General features: G+C 71.7%; 15 protein-coding genes and 1 tRNA gene. 5 read left to right on the top strand and 11 right to left on the bottom strand.

The window, feature by feature from the left end; translation table 11 throughout:
* The gene (locus E5N76_RS17030; protein ID WP_187830219.1) at positions 1-1,263 is read left to right on the top strand and encodes a beta-glucosidase; all 1,263 of its coding nucleotides are present in this window, start codon (positions 1-3) and stop codon (positions 1,261-1,263) included.
* A 178-nt stretch (positions 1,264-1,441) separates the two neighbouring features.
* On the opposite strand, the gene E5N76_RS17025 is transcribed toward E5N76_RS17030, so the two are convergent.
* The 6 genes from E5N76_RS17025 to E5N76_RS17000 form a co-directional block, all read right to left on the bottom strand.
* A tRNA-Lys gene (locus E5N76_RS17025) sits at positions 1,442-1,517 on the bottom strand.
* Between the two features lie 43 nt (positions 1,518-1,560).
* Complete coding sequence (gene rodA, locus E5N76_RS17020) at positions 1,561-2,709, bottom strand: rod shape-determining protein RodA (protein WP_149538528.1); 1,149 nt, start codon at positions 2,707-2,709, stop codon at positions 1,561-1,563.
* Positions 2,710-2,851: 142 nt separating this feature from the next.
* Positions 2,852-4,711, bottom strand: a complete 1,860-nt coding sequence (gene mrdA, locus E5N76_RS17015) for a penicillin-binding protein 2 (protein WP_149538527.1) — start codon at positions 4,709-4,711, stop codon at positions 2,852-2,854.
* Positions 4,708-5,247: a rod shape-determining protein MreD gene (locus E5N76_RS17010; protein ID WP_149538526.1), complete on the bottom strand. Its 540-nt coding sequence runs from the start codon at positions 5,245-5,247 to the stop codon at positions 4,708-4,710. The genes mrdA and E5N76_RS17010 overlap by 4 nt, the downstream gene beginning before the upstream one ends.
* Before the next feature lie 102 nt (positions 5,248-5,349).
* Positions 5,350-6,213: a rod shape-determining protein MreC gene (gene mreC / locus E5N76_RS17005; RefSeq protein WP_149538525.1), complete on the bottom strand. Its 864-nt coding sequence runs from the start codon at positions 6,211-6,213 to the stop codon at positions 5,350-5,352.
* Positions 6,214-6,385: 172 nt separating this feature from the next.
* Positions 6,386-7,429 carry a rod shape-determining protein gene (locus tag E5N76_RS17000; protein ID WP_149538524.1) on the bottom strand — a complete coding sequence of 348 codons (1,044 nt, stop codon included), beginning with the start codon at positions 7,427-7,429 and terminating at the stop codon, positions 6,386-6,388.
* Positions 7,430-7,680: 251 nt separating this feature from the next.
* Here E5N76_RS17000 and E5N76_RS16990 point away from each other — a divergent pair, with 251 nt between their 5' ends.
* Positions 7,681-7,923: a hypothetical protein gene (locus E5N76_RS16990; RefSeq protein ID WP_149538522.1), complete on the top strand. Its 243-nt coding sequence runs from the start codon at positions 7,681-7,683 to the stop codon at positions 7,921-7,923.
* 426 nt (positions 7,924-8,349) lie between these two features.
* Here E5N76_RS16990 and E5N76_RS16985 read toward each other — a convergent pair whose 3' ends face one another.
* From E5N76_RS16985 to E5N76_RS16965, 5 genes are all read right to left on the bottom strand, one after another.
* Positions 8,350-9,918 carry a GMC family oxidoreductase gene (locus E5N76_RS16985; protein WP_149538521.1) on the bottom strand — a complete coding sequence of 523 codons (1,569 nt, stop codon included), beginning with the start codon at positions 9,916-9,918 and terminating at the stop codon, positions 8,350-8,352.
* A 297-nt stretch (positions 9,919-10,215) separates the two neighbouring features.
* A complete protein-coding gene (gene aqpZ / locus E5N76_RS16980) occupies positions 10,216-11,001 on the bottom strand; it encodes an aquaporin Z (protein WP_149538520.1) in 786 nt (261 codons plus the stop codon).
* A 215-nt stretch (positions 11,002-11,216) separates the two neighbouring features.
* Positions 11,217-12,200 carry a Bug family tripartite tricarboxylate transporter substrate binding protein gene (locus E5N76_RS16975; protein ID WP_149538519.1) on the bottom strand — a complete coding sequence of 328 codons (984 nt, stop codon included), beginning with the start codon at positions 12,198-12,200 and terminating at the stop codon, positions 11,217-11,219.
* Positions 12,201-12,512: 312 nt separating this feature from the next.
* Positions 12,513-12,716: a hypothetical protein gene (locus E5N76_RS16970; protein ID WP_149538518.1), complete on the bottom strand. Its 204-nt coding sequence runs from the start codon at positions 12,714-12,716 to the stop codon at positions 12,513-12,515.
* Positions 12,717-12,991: 275 nt separating this feature from the next.
* A complete protein-coding gene (locus E5N76_RS16965) occupies positions 12,992-13,663 on the bottom strand; it encodes an aspartate/glutamate racemase family protein (protein WP_149538517.1) in 672 nt (223 codons plus the stop codon).
* 180 nt (positions 13,664-13,843) lie between these two features.
* On the opposite strand from E5N76_RS16965, the gene E5N76_RS16960 reads away from it, so the two are divergent.
* The 3 genes from E5N76_RS16960 to E5N76_RS16950 all read left to right on the top strand — a co-directional run bounded on the left by E5N76_RS16960 (position 13,844) and on the right by E5N76_RS16950 (position 15,219).
* Entirely contained in the window at positions 13,844-14,278 is a 435-nt protein-coding gene (locus tag E5N76_RS16960) for a DUF983 domain-containing protein (protein WP_149538516.1), read from the top strand.
* Positions 14,271-14,777: a UPF0262 family protein gene (locus E5N76_RS16955; RefSeq protein WP_149538515.1), complete on the top strand. Its 507-nt coding sequence runs from the start codon at positions 14,271-14,273 to the stop codon at positions 14,775-14,777. Before E5N76_RS16960 ends, E5N76_RS16955 begins: the two co-directional genes overlap by 8 nt.
* A gap of 190 nt (positions 14,778-14,967) precedes the next feature.
* Positions 14,968-15,219, top strand: a complete 252-nt coding sequence (locus E5N76_RS16950; RefSeq protein ID WP_149538514.1) for a type II toxin-antitoxin system Phd/YefM family antitoxin — start codon at positions 14,968-14,970, stop codon at positions 15,217-15,219.
* The last annotated feature ends 129 nt before the right edge of the window (positions 15,220-15,348 follow it).

Genomic DNA, 15,348 nt, shown 5'->3' with positions numbered 1-15,348 from the left:
GTGCCGGATGCGGCGGCATTCAGCCCCTTCCCGAGCTTCTTCCTCGGCGGCTTCGAATGTTCCACCCATCGCCGCCAGGATGGCAGGCGGCTGGACCTGATCGCCGCCACCCGCCACGACCTGCTGGCGGCGGAGGATTACGCGGCGCTCGCCGCCCATGGCCTGCGCGGCGCGCGGGACGGGGCGCGCTGGCACCTGATCGAGCGCGTGCCGGGCCATTACGACTGGTCCTCCGTGCTGCCGCTGCTACGGGCGGCGCGGCAGGCCGGGGTGCGGGTGGCCTGGGATCTCTGCCATTACGGCTACCCCGACCACCTGAACCCGCTGGAGGAGGGCTTCGCCGCCGCCCTGGCCCGCTACGCCGCTGCCTTCGCGCGTCTCTGCCTGGAGGAGGAGGGTGCACCGCCCATCCTCTGCCCGGTCAACGAGATCTCCTTCTGGTCCTGGGCCGGCGGCGAGGTCGGCGTGATGAATCCCGGCGCGCAGGATCGGGGAGGGGAGCTGAAGGCGCGGCTCGTCGCCGCTTCCCTGGCGGCCGGCCGCGCCGCGCGCGCCGCGGTGCCCGGCACCCGGCTGCTCGCGGTGGACCCCCTGATCCATGTCCTGCCGCACCGGCCGGAGGATGCGGAGACCGCCGCCGCCTATGGCCGGACCCAGTGGGATGCCTGGAACGGGTTGCTGGGCGAGGCCTGGCCGGAGCTCGGCGGCGGGCCGGATGGCTTCGACGTGATGGGGGTGAATTACTACTGGAACAATCAGTGGGAGCGGGAGGGCGATGCCGGCAGGACGGTGCGCCTGGGCGATCCCCGCCACCGCCCGTTCCGCGAATTGCTGCAGGACGCCTACGCCCGGTTCCGGCGGCCGATGATCATCACCGAGACGAGCATCGAGGGCAGCCCGCGGGCGCCCTGGCTGCGCTATACCTGCAACGAGGTGCGGGCGGCGATGCGCGCCGGTGTGCCGATCGGCGGGCTGTGCCTCTACCCCATCGTCTCTCATCCCGGCTGGGACGATGACCGCTACTGCCCCAACGGGCTGTTCGAGATGCAGCCGCGGCACGGCCGCCGCCCGACGGATCCGGCGCTGGCGCGGGAGCTCGCCCGCCAGATCGCGCTGTTCGAGGGGTTCCGGCGCGGCGAGGCGGTGCCGGATGAGGTGGAGGCCGGCGAGGAATTCGCCGCCGCCTGGGATCGTTCGGAGAAGGCACGGCTGTGTGCCGGGGCGGAAGGCCTGGCGCAGGACATGGCCTCGACGAAGCCATGACCGGGCTCCTGCAGGGGCCGGGCTGCCCGCGGCCGAGGGAGAGCGGCGGTTGGCATGGCCGGCTGTGTACGCGAAGGGGCTGAGCGGCGGGGAAAGCGGCGCGACTAACGGGGGTGGCCGAACGGGCGGCGGACAAGCGCCGGAACGTCGGAACCACCATCCCGCAAGTGATTGGGATTGGTGGGCGCACAAGGATTCGAACCTTGGACCCGCTGATTAAGAGTCAGCTGCTCTACCAACTGAGCTATGCGCCCGACCGGGCGCGCTTCATAGCGTCCGGCGCCGCTTTGTCTACCCCTAATCGCGCGCCGGGCCGAATTCGGCGTCGCGATGGACATAGACCGAGAGCAGCAGCCCGAAGCCCAGCATGGTGGTCAGCATGGCCGAGCCGCCATGGGAGATCAGCGGCAGCGGTACCCCGCCCACCGGGATGGAGCCCGTCACCATCGCCACATTGACGAAGACGTAGCAGAAGACATTCGTCCCCAGGCCCACCGCCAGCAGCCGGCCGAATTGATGCCGGCAGCGCAACGCCACGGCGAAGCAGAACAGCACCACCAGCGCCAGCAGCCCCAGCGTGGTCAGCGCCCCCACCAGGCCGAATTCCTCCGCCAGCATGGTGAAGATGAAATCGGTCTGCTTCTCCGGCAGGAAGTTCAGGTGGCCCTGCGTCCCCTGCAGGAACCCCTTGCCCCACAACCCGCCGGAGCCCAGCGCGATCTTCGACTGGATGATGTTGTACCCGGCCCCCAGCGGGTCGCTCTCAGGGTCGAGGAAGGTGGTGATCCGCGCCCGCTGGTAGTCGTGCAGGTGCTCATAGGCGATCGGCGCCGCGACGCCGGCGCCCGCCAGGATCAGGGCGAATTTCCACAGCCGCACCCCGGCGGCGAAGAACACCGCCCCGCCGATGATGGCGGTGATCAGCCCGGTGCCGAGATTGGGCTGCTTCAGGATCAGCCCCACCGGCACCAGCACCATGATGGCCGGCGGGACGAGGAACAAAGGGTTGCCGATCCGCTCCCAGCTCGCCCGCTGGAACCAGGCGGCCAGCGCCAGCACCAGCATGATCTTCATGAGCTCCGAGGGCTGGAGCTGCAGCGGCCCGATATCGATCCAGCGCTGCGCCCCCTTGCCGACATTGCCGTGCAGCAGCACCAGCACCAGCAGCGCCAGGCCGCCCAGATAGCCCAGCCAAGCGAAGCGGGCGATGAAGCGGATATCCACCAGCGCGATGCCGAGCATCAGCACCAGGCCGAAGCCGAAGCGGATGGCGTGCTTCGCCGCATAGGCCTCCGGCCCGCCGCCGGCGGAATAGAGCGCGACATAGCCCACGGCGGCGACGGCGCAGAGCAGCAGCACGAAGCTCCAGGGGATCAGCCACAGCTTCTGCAGCCAGCCATTGCCGCGGTCCCGCGTCAGCAGCCGGCGCTCGAAGGTACCGCTCATGCCCTGCGCGCGAAGGCCATGCCTTCGCGTCCCTCGGGTGCCGGGCGGGCCGCCGCCGCGGCCCCTGGCTGCGCGGCCCTGGCCGTGGCGTCCCCCCGGGCGCCCGGCCCTGCGGGCCGCAGGGCAAGGTTGCGTCCCCCGCTCATCGCCCCGCCTCCGCCACGCGCTGGCCGGGCGTGGCGCGGAAGCGGTTGAACACCTCCACCATCACCTCCTTCGCCAGGGGCGCGGCGGCGCCGGCGCCGCTCATCCCATGCTCCACCACCACGGAGACGGCATAGAGCGGGTTATCATAGGGTGCATAGGCAACGAACAGGGCATGCGGCCGCCATTCCCGCGGCTGGTTTTCCACCTTGAAGCCGCGCTCGCGCTGCTCCCGGCTCACCCGCCGCACCTGGACGGAGCCAGTCTTGCCCGCCAACACCCCGAGCTGCTCCGGCAGCCGGGCGACCCGGGCGGTGCCGCCCGCCTCATTCACCACCGCCCACATGCCCTCCCGCACCAGGCGCAGATCGCGCTCCGGAATGCCGAGGGCAGGCCACTCCTCCGGCCGACCGCCGCGCGCCGGGCGGCCGCCGATGCTCCGCGTCAGATGCGGCTGCACCGCCCGGCCCGTGGCCAGCCGCGCCGCCATGGTGGCGAGCGACAGCGGCGTGAGCTGGTAGAAGCCCTGGCCGATGCCATGCACGATGGTATCGCCGAGATTCCAGGGCTTGCCCTGGGCCTGGCGCCAGGCCCGCGTCGGCACCAGCCCCTTGCGCGTCCCCGGCAGCTCGATGTCCAGATCCACGCCAAGGCCGAAGCGGTTCGCCATGGCGGCGATGCGGTCGATGCCGGTGCGCCGGGCGGCCTCGTAGAAATAGCAGTCGCAGGAATATTTCAGCCCGGCCCGCATATCGACGCCGCCATGGCCATAGCGGCTCCAGCAATGGAAGCGGGTATCGCCGAGGTCGAAATAGCCGGGGCAGGACACCCTTTCGCCGGGCGCGATCACCTTCGCCTCCAGCGCCGCCAGCGCCACCACCATCTTGAAGGTGCTGCCCGGGGCGTAGAGCCCGTTGGTCGCCTTGTTGATGAGCGGCGTCGAGCGGTTCGCCGTCCATTGCCGCCATTGCGCGGCGGAGACGCCGGCATTGAACAGGTTCGGATCGAAGGATGGCTGGGAGGCCATGGCCAGCACCTCCCCGTTCTTCGCGTCCAGCACGACGACGCTGGTGCCTTCCTCGATCTTGCCGCGGATGGCCTTCTGCAGCTCGGCATCGACCGAGACCTGCACATCCTGGCCCGGCACCCCCTCCCGCCGCTCCACCTCCCGGATCACCCGGCCGACGGCGTTGACCTCAAGCTGGACGGCCCCGGCGCGGCCGCGCAGGACCTGGTCGTGGAAGCGTTCCAGCCCGGCCCGGCCAACCCGGATGCCGGGCAGTTCCAGCAGCGGGTCGCCATCCATGTCGCGCTCCGCCGGCGGCGCCACATAGCCGACCAGATGCGCCAGGTGCTCGGCCTCCGGGTACAGCCGCGTGGTGCCGACATCGATCAGGATGCCTGGCAAATCTGGCGCATTCACCTCGATCCGCGCCATCTCCTCCCAGGAGAGGAATTCGCGCACCATGACCGGGACGAAGCGGCGCCGCCGGCGCAGCTCGCGCTCGATCCGCGCCCGCTCATGCTCCGCCAGCGGGACGATGCGGGAGAAGGTCTCCAGCGTGGCGCCGACATCCTGCGTCTGCTCGGCGACCAGCAGCACCCGCCAATTCAGCTTGTTCCCCGCCACGACCTGGCCGTTGCGGTCGAGGATGCGGCCACGCGGCGGCGGGATCAGCCGGGCGGAAAGCCGGTTCTCCTCCGCCAGGGTGCGGTAGCGGTCGCCTTCCTCCGCCTGCAGGCGGTAGAGCCGCGTGCCCAGCACGCCGAACAGCGCCATCTGGCCCAGCCCCAGGGCCAGAGCGCGGCGGGTGAAGGTGCTCCGCCGCTTCTCCTCCTCGCGCCTGATACCTTTCATGCGGCGCTCTCGGCGCGGATCATGGCGCGCTGCGCCAGGCTGAGCAGCCCGGCCAGCACCGGGTAGAGCCCGGCGGAGAGCATCACCTGCACCACCCCCGGCATGGCCGGCGGCAGCTCCCAGCCCAGCAGCGCCTGCAGCCCCCAGCCCAGCAGGGCGGCGGCGGCGGCGAAGCCGCAGAAAACCAGCCAGACGGCGAGGAAGGATTGCCGCGCGAGGAACCGCCGCCAGCGCGTGGCGACGCCGTAGACCACCAGCAGGATCAGGATGTTGCTGCCGAGCGGCGCGGCGCTCAGCAAATCCAGCAGCAGGCCGAGGCCGAAGATGGCCGGCGGCGGCAGGGCGGCGGGGCGGAAGACGCACCAGAAGAAGATGCAGGGCAGGCCGGCGGCGGCCACCACCCCGGGCAGCCCCACCGGCGGCGCCGCCAGCATCATCGCCAGGGCGGTGAAGCCGGAGGGAAAGGCCGCCCGCGCCAGCGCATCCACTTGCCGCAGCAGGCCGGGGGAGGGGGCGGGCCGCCCCTTGGAGGCCATGACGCTACCGCCCCGCCGCCGGCCGGCGCTGCGCTGGGGCCGGGCGGCTGCCGGACGCCGAGACCAGCGGCCCCGGCGCCGCCGGGTTGCGGGGACGGGGCATCAGCGCCGCGCCCGCGGCTCGGGCCGGGCGACGGCTTCCGGCGGCAGGATGCCGCTGAGCCCGTAATCGAACAGCCGGACCATATCCAGCCGGTCCAGCCGGGCGAACAATTCCACCTCCGGCGCCCCCGTCGCGCTCCAGCGCACCACGCCGACCGGCAGGCCGGCGGGGAAGGCCCCGGCCTCGGCGCTGGTGACGACCCGGTCGCCCTCCTGCGGGATGGCGCCTTCCGGCCAGTGCTGCAGCCGCGGCCGGGCGCCGTTGGTGCCGACCATCATGGCCCGCGCCCGGCTGCCTTCCAGCGTCACCGGGATGCGGCTGTTCATGTCGGTGGCCAGCAGCACCCGGGCGGAGCGGCTGCCGACCTCCGTCACCCGCCCGACCAGGCCGCGCTCATCCAGCGCCACCTGGCCCTTGCGGATGCTGTGCAGCGGTCCCGCGGCCAGCAGCACGGCGCGGGCATAGGTGCCGCCGCCATCCGCCACCACGCGGGCGGTGGTGTAGGCCGGCGCCGCTTCCGGCAGGTAGTTGAGCTGCCGCCGCAGCAGGCTGTTCTCCGCCTCCAGCGCCAGGGCGGCGGCCTGCCAGCGGCGCAGCCGCTCGTTCTCCTCCAGCAGCCTGACATTCTCCCGGCGCAGATGGACCAGCGCCTGGCCCTCCCGCACCACCTCCTGCACCGCGGAGACGGGCTGCTGCAGCGCCGCCCAGATGGGGGTCAGCAGATCGGCCAGCGCCATGCGGGCGCGCTCCGCCAGCAGCGCATCCGCCTTGCCCAGCAGCATCACGCCGAAGGCGGCGGCGATCATCATCGGCAGGCTGAGCCGCGCCAGGGCCTGGCGCAGCGGGATGCTGAGGCGGATCATCCGGCCGCACCCCGCCCGGCGGAGGCCATCGGCACCCGCTTCCGTTCAGGGTCCCGGCCGGCCCCGGTCATGCGCCCAGAACCGTCATGCGCCCAAAACCGTCATGCGCCCAGAACCGCCATGTGCCAGAACCGTCATGCGCCCACCGCCATGGGACGATCCATGCCTTCTCCTAATACATCGAGGTGAGGACCTGGCGAAGCCGCTTCATTTCCTCCAGCGCCCTTCCGGTGCCGAGGGCGACGCAGGAGAGCGCCTCCTCCGCCACCACCACCGGCAGGCCGGTGGCGTTGCGCAGCACCTCATCCAGCCGGTGCAGCAGGGCGCCGCCGCCGGTCAGCACGATGCCCTTGTCCACGATATCGGCGGCGAGTTCGGGCGGGGTGTTCTCCAGCGCCACCTTCACCGCCTCGACGATGGCGGTGACCGGCTCGGCGAGGCTCTCGGCGATCTGTCGCTGGCTGACCACCACCTCCCGCGGCACGCCATTCATCAGGTCGCGCCCCTTCACCTCGGTGAGCATGCCTTCATCGCCCTCATCCGGGATGGTGGCGGCGCCGATCTCCATCTTGATCCGCTCGGCGCTGCTCTCGCCGATCAGCAGGTTGAACTGCCGGCGGATGTAGGAAATGATCGCCTCATCCATCTTGTCGCCGCCCACGCGCACGCTGCGGGCATAGACGATGCCGCCGAGCGAGATCACCGCCACCTCCGTGGTGCCGCCGCCGATATCGACGACCATGGAGCCCGAGGGTTCCGTCACCGGCAGGCCCGCCCCGATGGCGGCGGCCATCGGCTCCTCGATCAGCAGCACGCGGCGGGCGCCGGCGCTCTCGGCGCTTTCCTGGATGGCGCGGCGCTCCACCGCGGTGGAGCCGGAGGGGACGCAGACGATGATCATCGGCGAGGCGAAGCTGCGGCGGTTGTGCACCTTGCGGATGAAATGCTTAATCATTTCCTCCGCCACCTCGAAATCGGCGATGACGCCGTCGCGCAGCGGCCGGATGGCGGCGATGTTGCCGGGGGTGCGGCCCAGCATCATCTTGGCCTCCTCCCCCACCGCCAGAACCTGCTTGCGCCCCCGGTGGTCGGCGATCGCCACCACGCTCGGCTCGTTCAGCACGATGCCCCGACCCTTGACATAGACCAGCGTGTTCGCGGTCCCGAGGTCGATGGCCATGTCGGCCGAGAGAAAGCCGAACAGGCGAGAAAACATGCGGTGGCAACCTTCCAGCTCGGACTCTGCCGCCCGGGCAGGCGTGCGGAAGGCCGCCGGAGGAGCTTCCAGGGGGAGCGTCCGGGGGGCGTTCACAAAGCCGCGGGCGGCCGGCGAGGCGCTGGCTTACCCGCCCCTTGGCCCCGGCTCAAGCCCCGCGCCAGCGGCGCCCCCGGGGGGGCCGGCCTCGCCGCAACCCGGGGGGATGGGCGGCGTTGCCTATCCGGAACCGGGAATAAGGAGAAGACATCATGCGCAAGACCTGTCTTGCCCTGCTCGGCCTCGCCGCGCTGGGCCTTGGCGCTTGCGGCTATTCCACCGGTGACCGGGCGGTGTCCGGCGGCTTGCTGGGCGCCGGCGCGGGCGCGGGCGTCAGTGCCCTGACCGGCGGCAATGTCGGCACCGGCGCGCTGATCGGCGGTGCGGCCGGCGCGGCGGGTGGCGCGCTGACCAGCGGGCGTGACGTCAATCTCGGCCGGCCGGCCTGGCGCTAGCTCCCGTGACGCCAGCTCCCCATGACGCCGCTGCGCGACGCCATGGGGGGGTCCGGAAGGCGCCTGACGGAGGGCGCCTCGCACAGCCTGCCGCGGCGAAGCCGCGGCAGGGCAACGGGCGGTCCGGTTGCGAGGGGCCGCTGCCGGGCCCGGCCCAGTTGCGTTCGCGGTCATCGCGGCCGGTCACCTAGGCCCTGGAGGTTTCGTCCTGCGGTTTCACCTCGCCTGGGCTCGGTGAACCCGCTCTAGCTTTTTGTCCTGTCGCATTTTCCGAGTCGTCCGGCGATTCCGCCGGACCTGAAAATAATCTAGCGGCCTGATTACGAAATCCTGCGGACTTCGTTCTTCGGCCACTAGCTTGTGTTTTCAGTGGCCTGCTTGTCCGCTGCGTTCGCTGGAAAGCCAGCGAACTTCGCGGGCAGGACACTAGCCGCCGGCGCGCATGCGCCTTGCCGCCATCTCGCCGATCATCACGCAGGTGAAGTGCAGATTGGCGCGGCAATCGGCCGGCATGATGGAGGCATCCGCGACCCGCAGCCCGACAACGCCGCGCACCCGCAGATCGGGGTCCACCGCGCCGCGCGGATCCTCATGCGCCGACATCCGGCAGGTGCCGGCGGCGTGCTGGGTATCCGCCGCCTCCTGCAGCATCAGCGCGTCCAGCTCGGGGGCGGGCAGGGCGGCGGCGCGGGCGAAATCCAGGCCGCTGTCGCCGAAGGTGATGCTCTCGGCAATGGCGGCAATGGGCGGCAGTGCCGCCAGCCGCGCCAGGCGGCGCACCCCGTCGCGCATGCGCTCCCGGTCGCGCGGATCGGCCAGCATGTTTTCTTCCACCACCGGGTTCGCCTCGGGATCGGCGGAGACGAGGCGGACCTCGCCGCGGGAGAAGGCCTCGTAGAGCGCCACGCCGATGCCGCCCTGGCCGGCGGGCATCCCGTCCTCGGTCAGGCCGCGATGGTTGTAGGCGACCAGGATCATGTCCCGCTCCCCGCCCCCGGCGAGGCCGCTGCTGTAGGTGACGCAGCAATTGGTGTGGCGGGCATCCTTGCCCTGCGCCCGGTATGGCGGCTTCAGCGCCATGGTGGCGCGGAGGATCGGGTGGTCCATGAAGCCCTGCCCCACCGCCGGCACGTCCCGCACCACCGGAATGCCGAGCGCCGCCAGCGAAGCCGCCGGGCCGATGCCGGAGCGCAGCAGGATGGCCGGGCTGTGGATGGCGCCGGCGCAGAGCACCACCTCCCGCCCCGCCACCTCCTCCCACGGGCCGTCGCCGCAGCACACGCGGACGCCGCGCGCCTCGTGGCCTGAGAACAGCACGCGATCGACCAGCGCCGCGCCGCGGATCTCGAGGTTGGGCCGGCCGCGCGCCGGCTCCAGATAGCCGTCATTGGTGGTGACGCGAAGACCGTCGCGGAGGTTGATCGGGTTGCAGGAAATGCCCTCGCCTTCGGGCGCGTTGAGGTCGGGCTTCCACACATGGCCATCCGTCAGCGCCGCCTCCCGCAGCGCCAGATCCACCGCACCCCAGGCGGCGAGCGGCGCGCGCCAGACCGGCAAGGGCCCGCCCTGGCGCCTGCCGGGGGCGGCGAAATCGGCGTCGTCCTCGATAAGGTCGTAAAGCGGGAGGACATCGCGCGCCGACCAGCCCTCGCAGCCGAGCTCCGCCCAGGCATCGAAGGCGGCGGGGACGCCGCGGATGGCGATCTGCGCATTCACCGCAGAGGAGCCGCCCATGGCCTTGCCGCGCCAGTAGAATTTCGGCGCCTGGGCGACGGTGCGGCGGGTCAGCAGCCCGGGCCACTGCCATTCGGCCTGATGCGCGGGGTGGTGCATGAAGGGGACGATATTGGGGCTGCGCAGCGCGGCCGGGGCCTCGGCGGCGCGCCAGTCGCGGCCGGCTTCCAGCAGCAGCACGCGGCGGCCGGGGTCTTCCGACAGGCGGGCAGCGAGGGGCGCGCCGGCGGAACCGGCGCCGACCACGATCACGTCATACATGCAGGGGCCTCCGCGCAGCGATGGCGCAGGCTGCCCCGGGCCGGCAGGCGGCGCCAGGGGGCTCCGCCCCCAACCTCTGCCCAGGGGGCTCCGCCCCCAACCCCCGCCAGGGGCTCCGCCCCTGGACCCCGCCGGGGGGAAGGCCTCCCCCCGGACCCCGCCCTGAGTCTGCTGGTTGAACCGTCGGATCCAAAACTCAGACCGGGTCCGGGGCAAGGTCCTGGCGCCGGCGGAGGTGCAGGGTCACGGCCACTGCCCGCGACGGGCCTCCTGCCGGGGGGTGAAGCCCCCGGGCAGCTACCTTGGCTCCCGCGCCGTCATCGGCGCCAGCGGCTCGGGCGAGGCGAGCTTCGCCGCCTCCACCGCATTGACCAGGTCGAAATCATCCTCCTCGGCCTCGGCCGAGAGCCAGCGATGCAGCAGCCCGGCGCAGACCGCCCCGATGATCGGCGCCACCCAGAACAGCCAAAGCTGCTGCAGCGCGATCCCGCCCATCACGATGGCCGGCCCGGTGCTGCGCGCCGGGTTCACGCTGGTATTCGTCACCGGGATGCTGATGAGGTGGATCAGCGTCAGGCAGAGCCCGATGGCGATGGGCGCGAAGCCCGGCGGCGCCGCCACGGCGGTGGAGCCGAGGATCACCAGCAGGAAGAGCGCGGTCAGCACCGCCTCCGTCAGGAAGCCGGCGGTCAGGTTGAATTGCCCCGGCGAGGCGGCGCCATAGCCATTCGTCGCCAGCCCCTTCGCCGCCAGGTCGAAGCCCGGCTGGCCGGAGGCGATGGCCCAGATCAGCAGGGCGCCGATGGTGGCGCCGATCACCTGCGCCAGGATGTAGGGCACCGCCTCCGCCGCGCGGAAGCGGCCGGCCGCCACCAGGCCGCAGGTGACGGCCGGGTTGAGGTGGCAGCCCGAGACATGGCCGATGGCATAGGCCATGGTCAGCACGGTCAGCCCGAAGGCCAGGGCGACGCCGACGAAGCCGATCCCGAGATCGGGAAATCCGGCGGCCAGCACGGCGCTGCCGCAACCGCCCAGCACCAGCCAGAAGGTGCCGATGCATTCGGCCACCAGCTTGCGTGACATGGTGTTCTCCCCTCGCCGACAGATGCGAGAGGTATATTGAATGCAATTTGCTCCCAGGCCGGCGATCACGAAGCCTTGCGATCCGGGAACTCTTCATGTCGCCCGGCGCGTCGGGCGCCTTCCATCGACGGCCCCGATCATGCCATGGCAGACCATGATCGAGGCCGGTGACGGGGCTTTGTCCTGGCAGCCGCCTCGCCAGCCCCGCCGCCGCCTCATTCCACCTTGATGCCGCGCTCCGCGATGATGCGGCCCCAGCGGGCCGTCTCCGCCTCGATCCGCGCGGCGAATTCGGCGCGCGTGTTGGGCAGGTAGATCAGCCCCTGCTCGGCCAGGAAGGCCTGGGTCTCGGGCGAGCGGGAGATGGCGGTGTACTCCGCGTAGAGTCGCTCGACGATCGGCTCCGGCGTGCGGGCGGGGACGATCACCGCATACCAGGTGGCGACCTCGATGTCGTAGCCCACCTCCCGCAGCGTCGGCACGCTCGGCAGATGCGGCACCCGCTCCGGCGTCGTCACCGCCAGCGCGCGGACGCGGCCGTCGCGGATGGCGGGCAGGATGGAGGGCAGCGTCTCGAATTCCGCCTGCACATCGTTGCCGAGGATGGCCAGCAGGCTGTCGCCGGCGCCGCGATAGGGGACGTGCTCCATGCGGATGCCGTCCTTCGCCCGGAACATCTCGAAGATCAGGTGCTGCGCCGTGCCGATGCCGATGGAGGCGTAGTTGAGCTGCGCCGGCCGCGCCTTGGCCAGGGCGATCAGCCCGGCCACGTCCTGCGCCGGCAGGTCCTTGTTCACCACCAGCACCAAGGGCGAGGCGGCGAACATCATCACCGGGATCAGGTCGCGCCGGACGTCGTAAGGGATGTCGCGGTAGAGGTTGGGGAAGATGGTCAGCGGACCGAGATTGCCCATGCCGATGGTCAGCCCGTCCGGCGCCGCCCGCGCCACTTCCGCCACGCCGATCCGGCCGCCGGCGCCGGCCCGGAAGTCGTTCACCATCACCTGGCCGAGCCGGGCCGAGACGCGGTCGTTGAAATGCCGGGCGATCAGGTCGTTCAGCCCGCCGGGCGGCCAGGGGACGACGAAGCGGATGGGGCGGGCCGGCCAGGGCTGGGCCTGGGCGGCTTCAGGCAGAGCGGCGGCGGGCAGGGCAGCGGCAAGCGTCGCGGCGAGGCCGCGGCGGGTGAAAGGCTTCATGTTCTGGTCCCGGAACTCCTTGCCGCAGCTTCATGGTGCGGCGAGCCGGGGTCAATCCGGTCCCGGAGCCCGGCTCGGCAGGAGCCGGGCCATGGATCGGCGAGGGATTCCGCGTCCCGGCCAGGGTCGCGGCACGGCCGCGACGCCGCCGGCCGATGTCGGCGGCATCGGCGAACCCACGGAATTCATGCGAGAAGCCTGCTGACGCAGGACGCCGGGGCGGAAAGGACCCGCCAGGCACGGGTTCCCATGCCGTTGTGCAGCGACCTGCAGGGGGGCCGATACGCCGCTGACCCCTTCCGAAACAGGCTCTCAGCCCGGCAGGCGGGGCTGGCCGGGGGCGCGCCGCGGCGTTTCGGCGGGGGTAGGCAGCGCGGCCGGCTGGCGCGGCGTGGCCAGGGCCTGGCTGCGGGCGGGGCCGGGGCTGGCCAGCCGCGCCGCGGCGCCGAAATAGGGCAGCAGGCCGAGCGATACGACCAGGCTGAACAGGCCGGCGCGGAACAGGGGCTGGGCCATCCTTGCTCTCCCTCCAGGGCGGAGGCCGAGCCTGCCGGCGGCATGCGACGCCAGCATCACGCGCCATGGCCGCCGGGTGAGGAAGGGTAACCCGGTGTTGCCGCCATCTGGGCGCCGGACGCCAAGGGAGCATGGGGCCTCGCCTCCAGATCCCCCGGGGCGTTGCCCGTTGGCGGCAGGGCCACCAGCCCGCCGGCGATAGCTTCCTCTCCCGCATCCCGCCGTGAGCTCCGTGCGGGCGGCCCAACCGGCTCCTCTTCCTGGCGCCGGGGGCGTCAGGCGGCGGCGCGGGCCGCCACCGCCCCACCCCGCAGCGCCAGCAGCGCCATGCTGCCGGCGGCGAGGCAGGGCTCGATCACCGGCAGGCCGGCAGCATCCTCCGCCGCCGCGACATGGCCGGCCAGGCCGGTGCAGCCCAGCACGATCGCCTCCGCCCCCTCCGCCGCCAGGCGGCGTGCCGCCTCCTCCACCCGGGCGCGGGGGGCGAGCGGGTCGGTCAGCACCTCCATCGGCAGGTTCAGCGGCTCGAACGCCGCGAGCCGCGCCTCCACCCCCATGGCCTGCAGCACCCGGCGCTGCCGCGGCCGGCTGGTTTCCATGAAGCCGATGATGCCGAAGCGCTCCGCCCGGGTCAGCGCCGCCGCCACCGCGCAGCGCAGCATGCCGAGCACCGGCCGGGGCGTGGCCAGCCGCACCGCCTCCAGCCCGGGGTCGGAGACGCAGGCGATGACATAGGCGTCCGCCGCCTCCCGCTCCACCATCCGGCAGAGCGGCTCCGCCACCTGGAACCAGTCGCGCCAGGTGGCGATGGCGGGCGGCCCCTGCTCCAGCCGCACCACTTCGAGGCGCGGGCCGCCGGGCGTGGCGAGCGGCGCCAGGGCGGCGGCGATGCCGGCGGTGCAGGAGAGCGAGGAATTGGGGTTGATGACGAGGATGCGCTGGGCCATGCGCCAGCCTCGCCCGGGCGGGCCTTCCGGCGCAAGCCGGGACGCGGCGGGAACATCGGGCGCAGCGCAACGCTTGATATGCCTGTGCGGGGGGCGATATTGCGTTGCATCATTGCGGCTTTCCCCCGCCGCCAAGCCGAAACGGACCGCGCCGGACCGGCGCCATTGGAGGATTGCCGGATGCGCTGGGATGCCAGCCGCCTTGCCACGCCGCCCGCCTACCCCCCGCCGCCGTTCTCGACGGCGGTTGGCCGCGGCCTGGGCAATCATTGCCCCTTCTGCGGCAAGGGGCGGGTCTTCGCCGGCTATCTGAAGGTGGTGCCGGCCTGCGCCAATTGCGGTGCGCCGCTCGGCCGGCTGCGGGCGGATGACGCGCCGCCCTATTTCACCATCTTCCTGGTCGGCCATCTGCTGGTGCCCGGAGTGTTCTGGGTGGAGCGCAACTGGCAGCCGCCGATGTGGGTGCACATGGCCGTCTGGCTGCCGCTCTTCACCCTGCTTTGCGTGGCGCTGCTGCGGCCGGTGAAGGGGGCGGTGGTGGGTTGGATGAGCGCGCTGGGCTTCGTCGAGGCCGAGCCGGAGACCGTGACGGCTGCGCCTCGCCCCGATGTCTAAGGGACACGCCGCCTCCGCCACGCTGGCGCCGGAGGCGCGGCGGCTGGCGGAGCTCATCCTGCCCGACGCCACCCCGCTGCCTTCCGCCTATGCCGAGGCGGATCGCCGCCAGGCCGTGGCCGACCTGCTGCGGGAGAACCGCTTCGACCCCGAAGGCGTCGCCGGCGGGCCCTTCCTGCTGCATCTCTGCATCCGGGATGGCCGCCTGGTCTTCGATATCCGCGATACCCGGGACGTGCCGGTGCGGGCGGTGGCGCTGGCGCTGGGGCCCTTCCGCCGGCTCATCAAGGACTACCACATGATCGTGGAGAGCCATGAGCGGGCGGTGATCGAGGGCGGGCTGGAGGCGCGCATCCAGGCTATCGATATGGGGCGCCGCGGGCTGCACAATGAAGGCGCGGAACTGCTGATGGCCCGGCTGGAGGGCCGGATCGGGCTGGATTTCGAGACGGCGCGGCGGCTTTTCACCCTGGTCTGCGCGCTGCATCAGCGGATGTAGGGCGGTTTTACCTTGCCTGCGCGCGGCGAACCCGCTCCAGCTTTTTGTTCCGCCGCATTTTCCGAGGCGTCCGGCGATTCCGTCGGAATTGGAAATGCTCCTAGCGCGATTGTCGGAAGTCGGAACGTTCGGCGTCTCGCATTGCCGCGAGAGCTGGACCAGGTGGACTTAGTCCGCCAGACTAACCGCTATGGCCGCCCAGGTGAATATCCACGACGCCAAGACGCATCTCTCCCGGCTGGTCGATCAGGCCGCGCGGGGGGAGGCCATCGTCATCGCCAAGGCCGGCAAGCCGGTGGCGAAATTGGTGCCGCTGGAGAGCCACCAAGAAGTGGCGAAGAAGCGCATCGGCTTCATGAAGGGCGAGTTCACCGTCCCGGATGATTTCGACACCCTGTGTCAGGAGGAAGTCGAACGGATGTTCTATGGCGAGGAGGAGTGAGCCTCACCCATCCCCTCATTTTGAACCGGCGTTGGCTCGCACGAAGAGGTTGGCATCTGCCACGGCCTTGGCGAAGCCCTGCATCAGCGGCGCAAGGCGCGGCTGTGGCATGTTGGGGATGAGGTCGTA

The organism is Siccirubricoccus phaeus, from assembly GCF_008360935.1.
Classification (GTDB): Bacteria; Pseudomonadota; Alphaproteobacteria; order Acetobacterales; family Acetobacteraceae; genus Siccirubricoccus; species Siccirubricoccus phaeus.
This window is presented reverse-complemented; position numbering and strand designations above follow the sequence as displayed.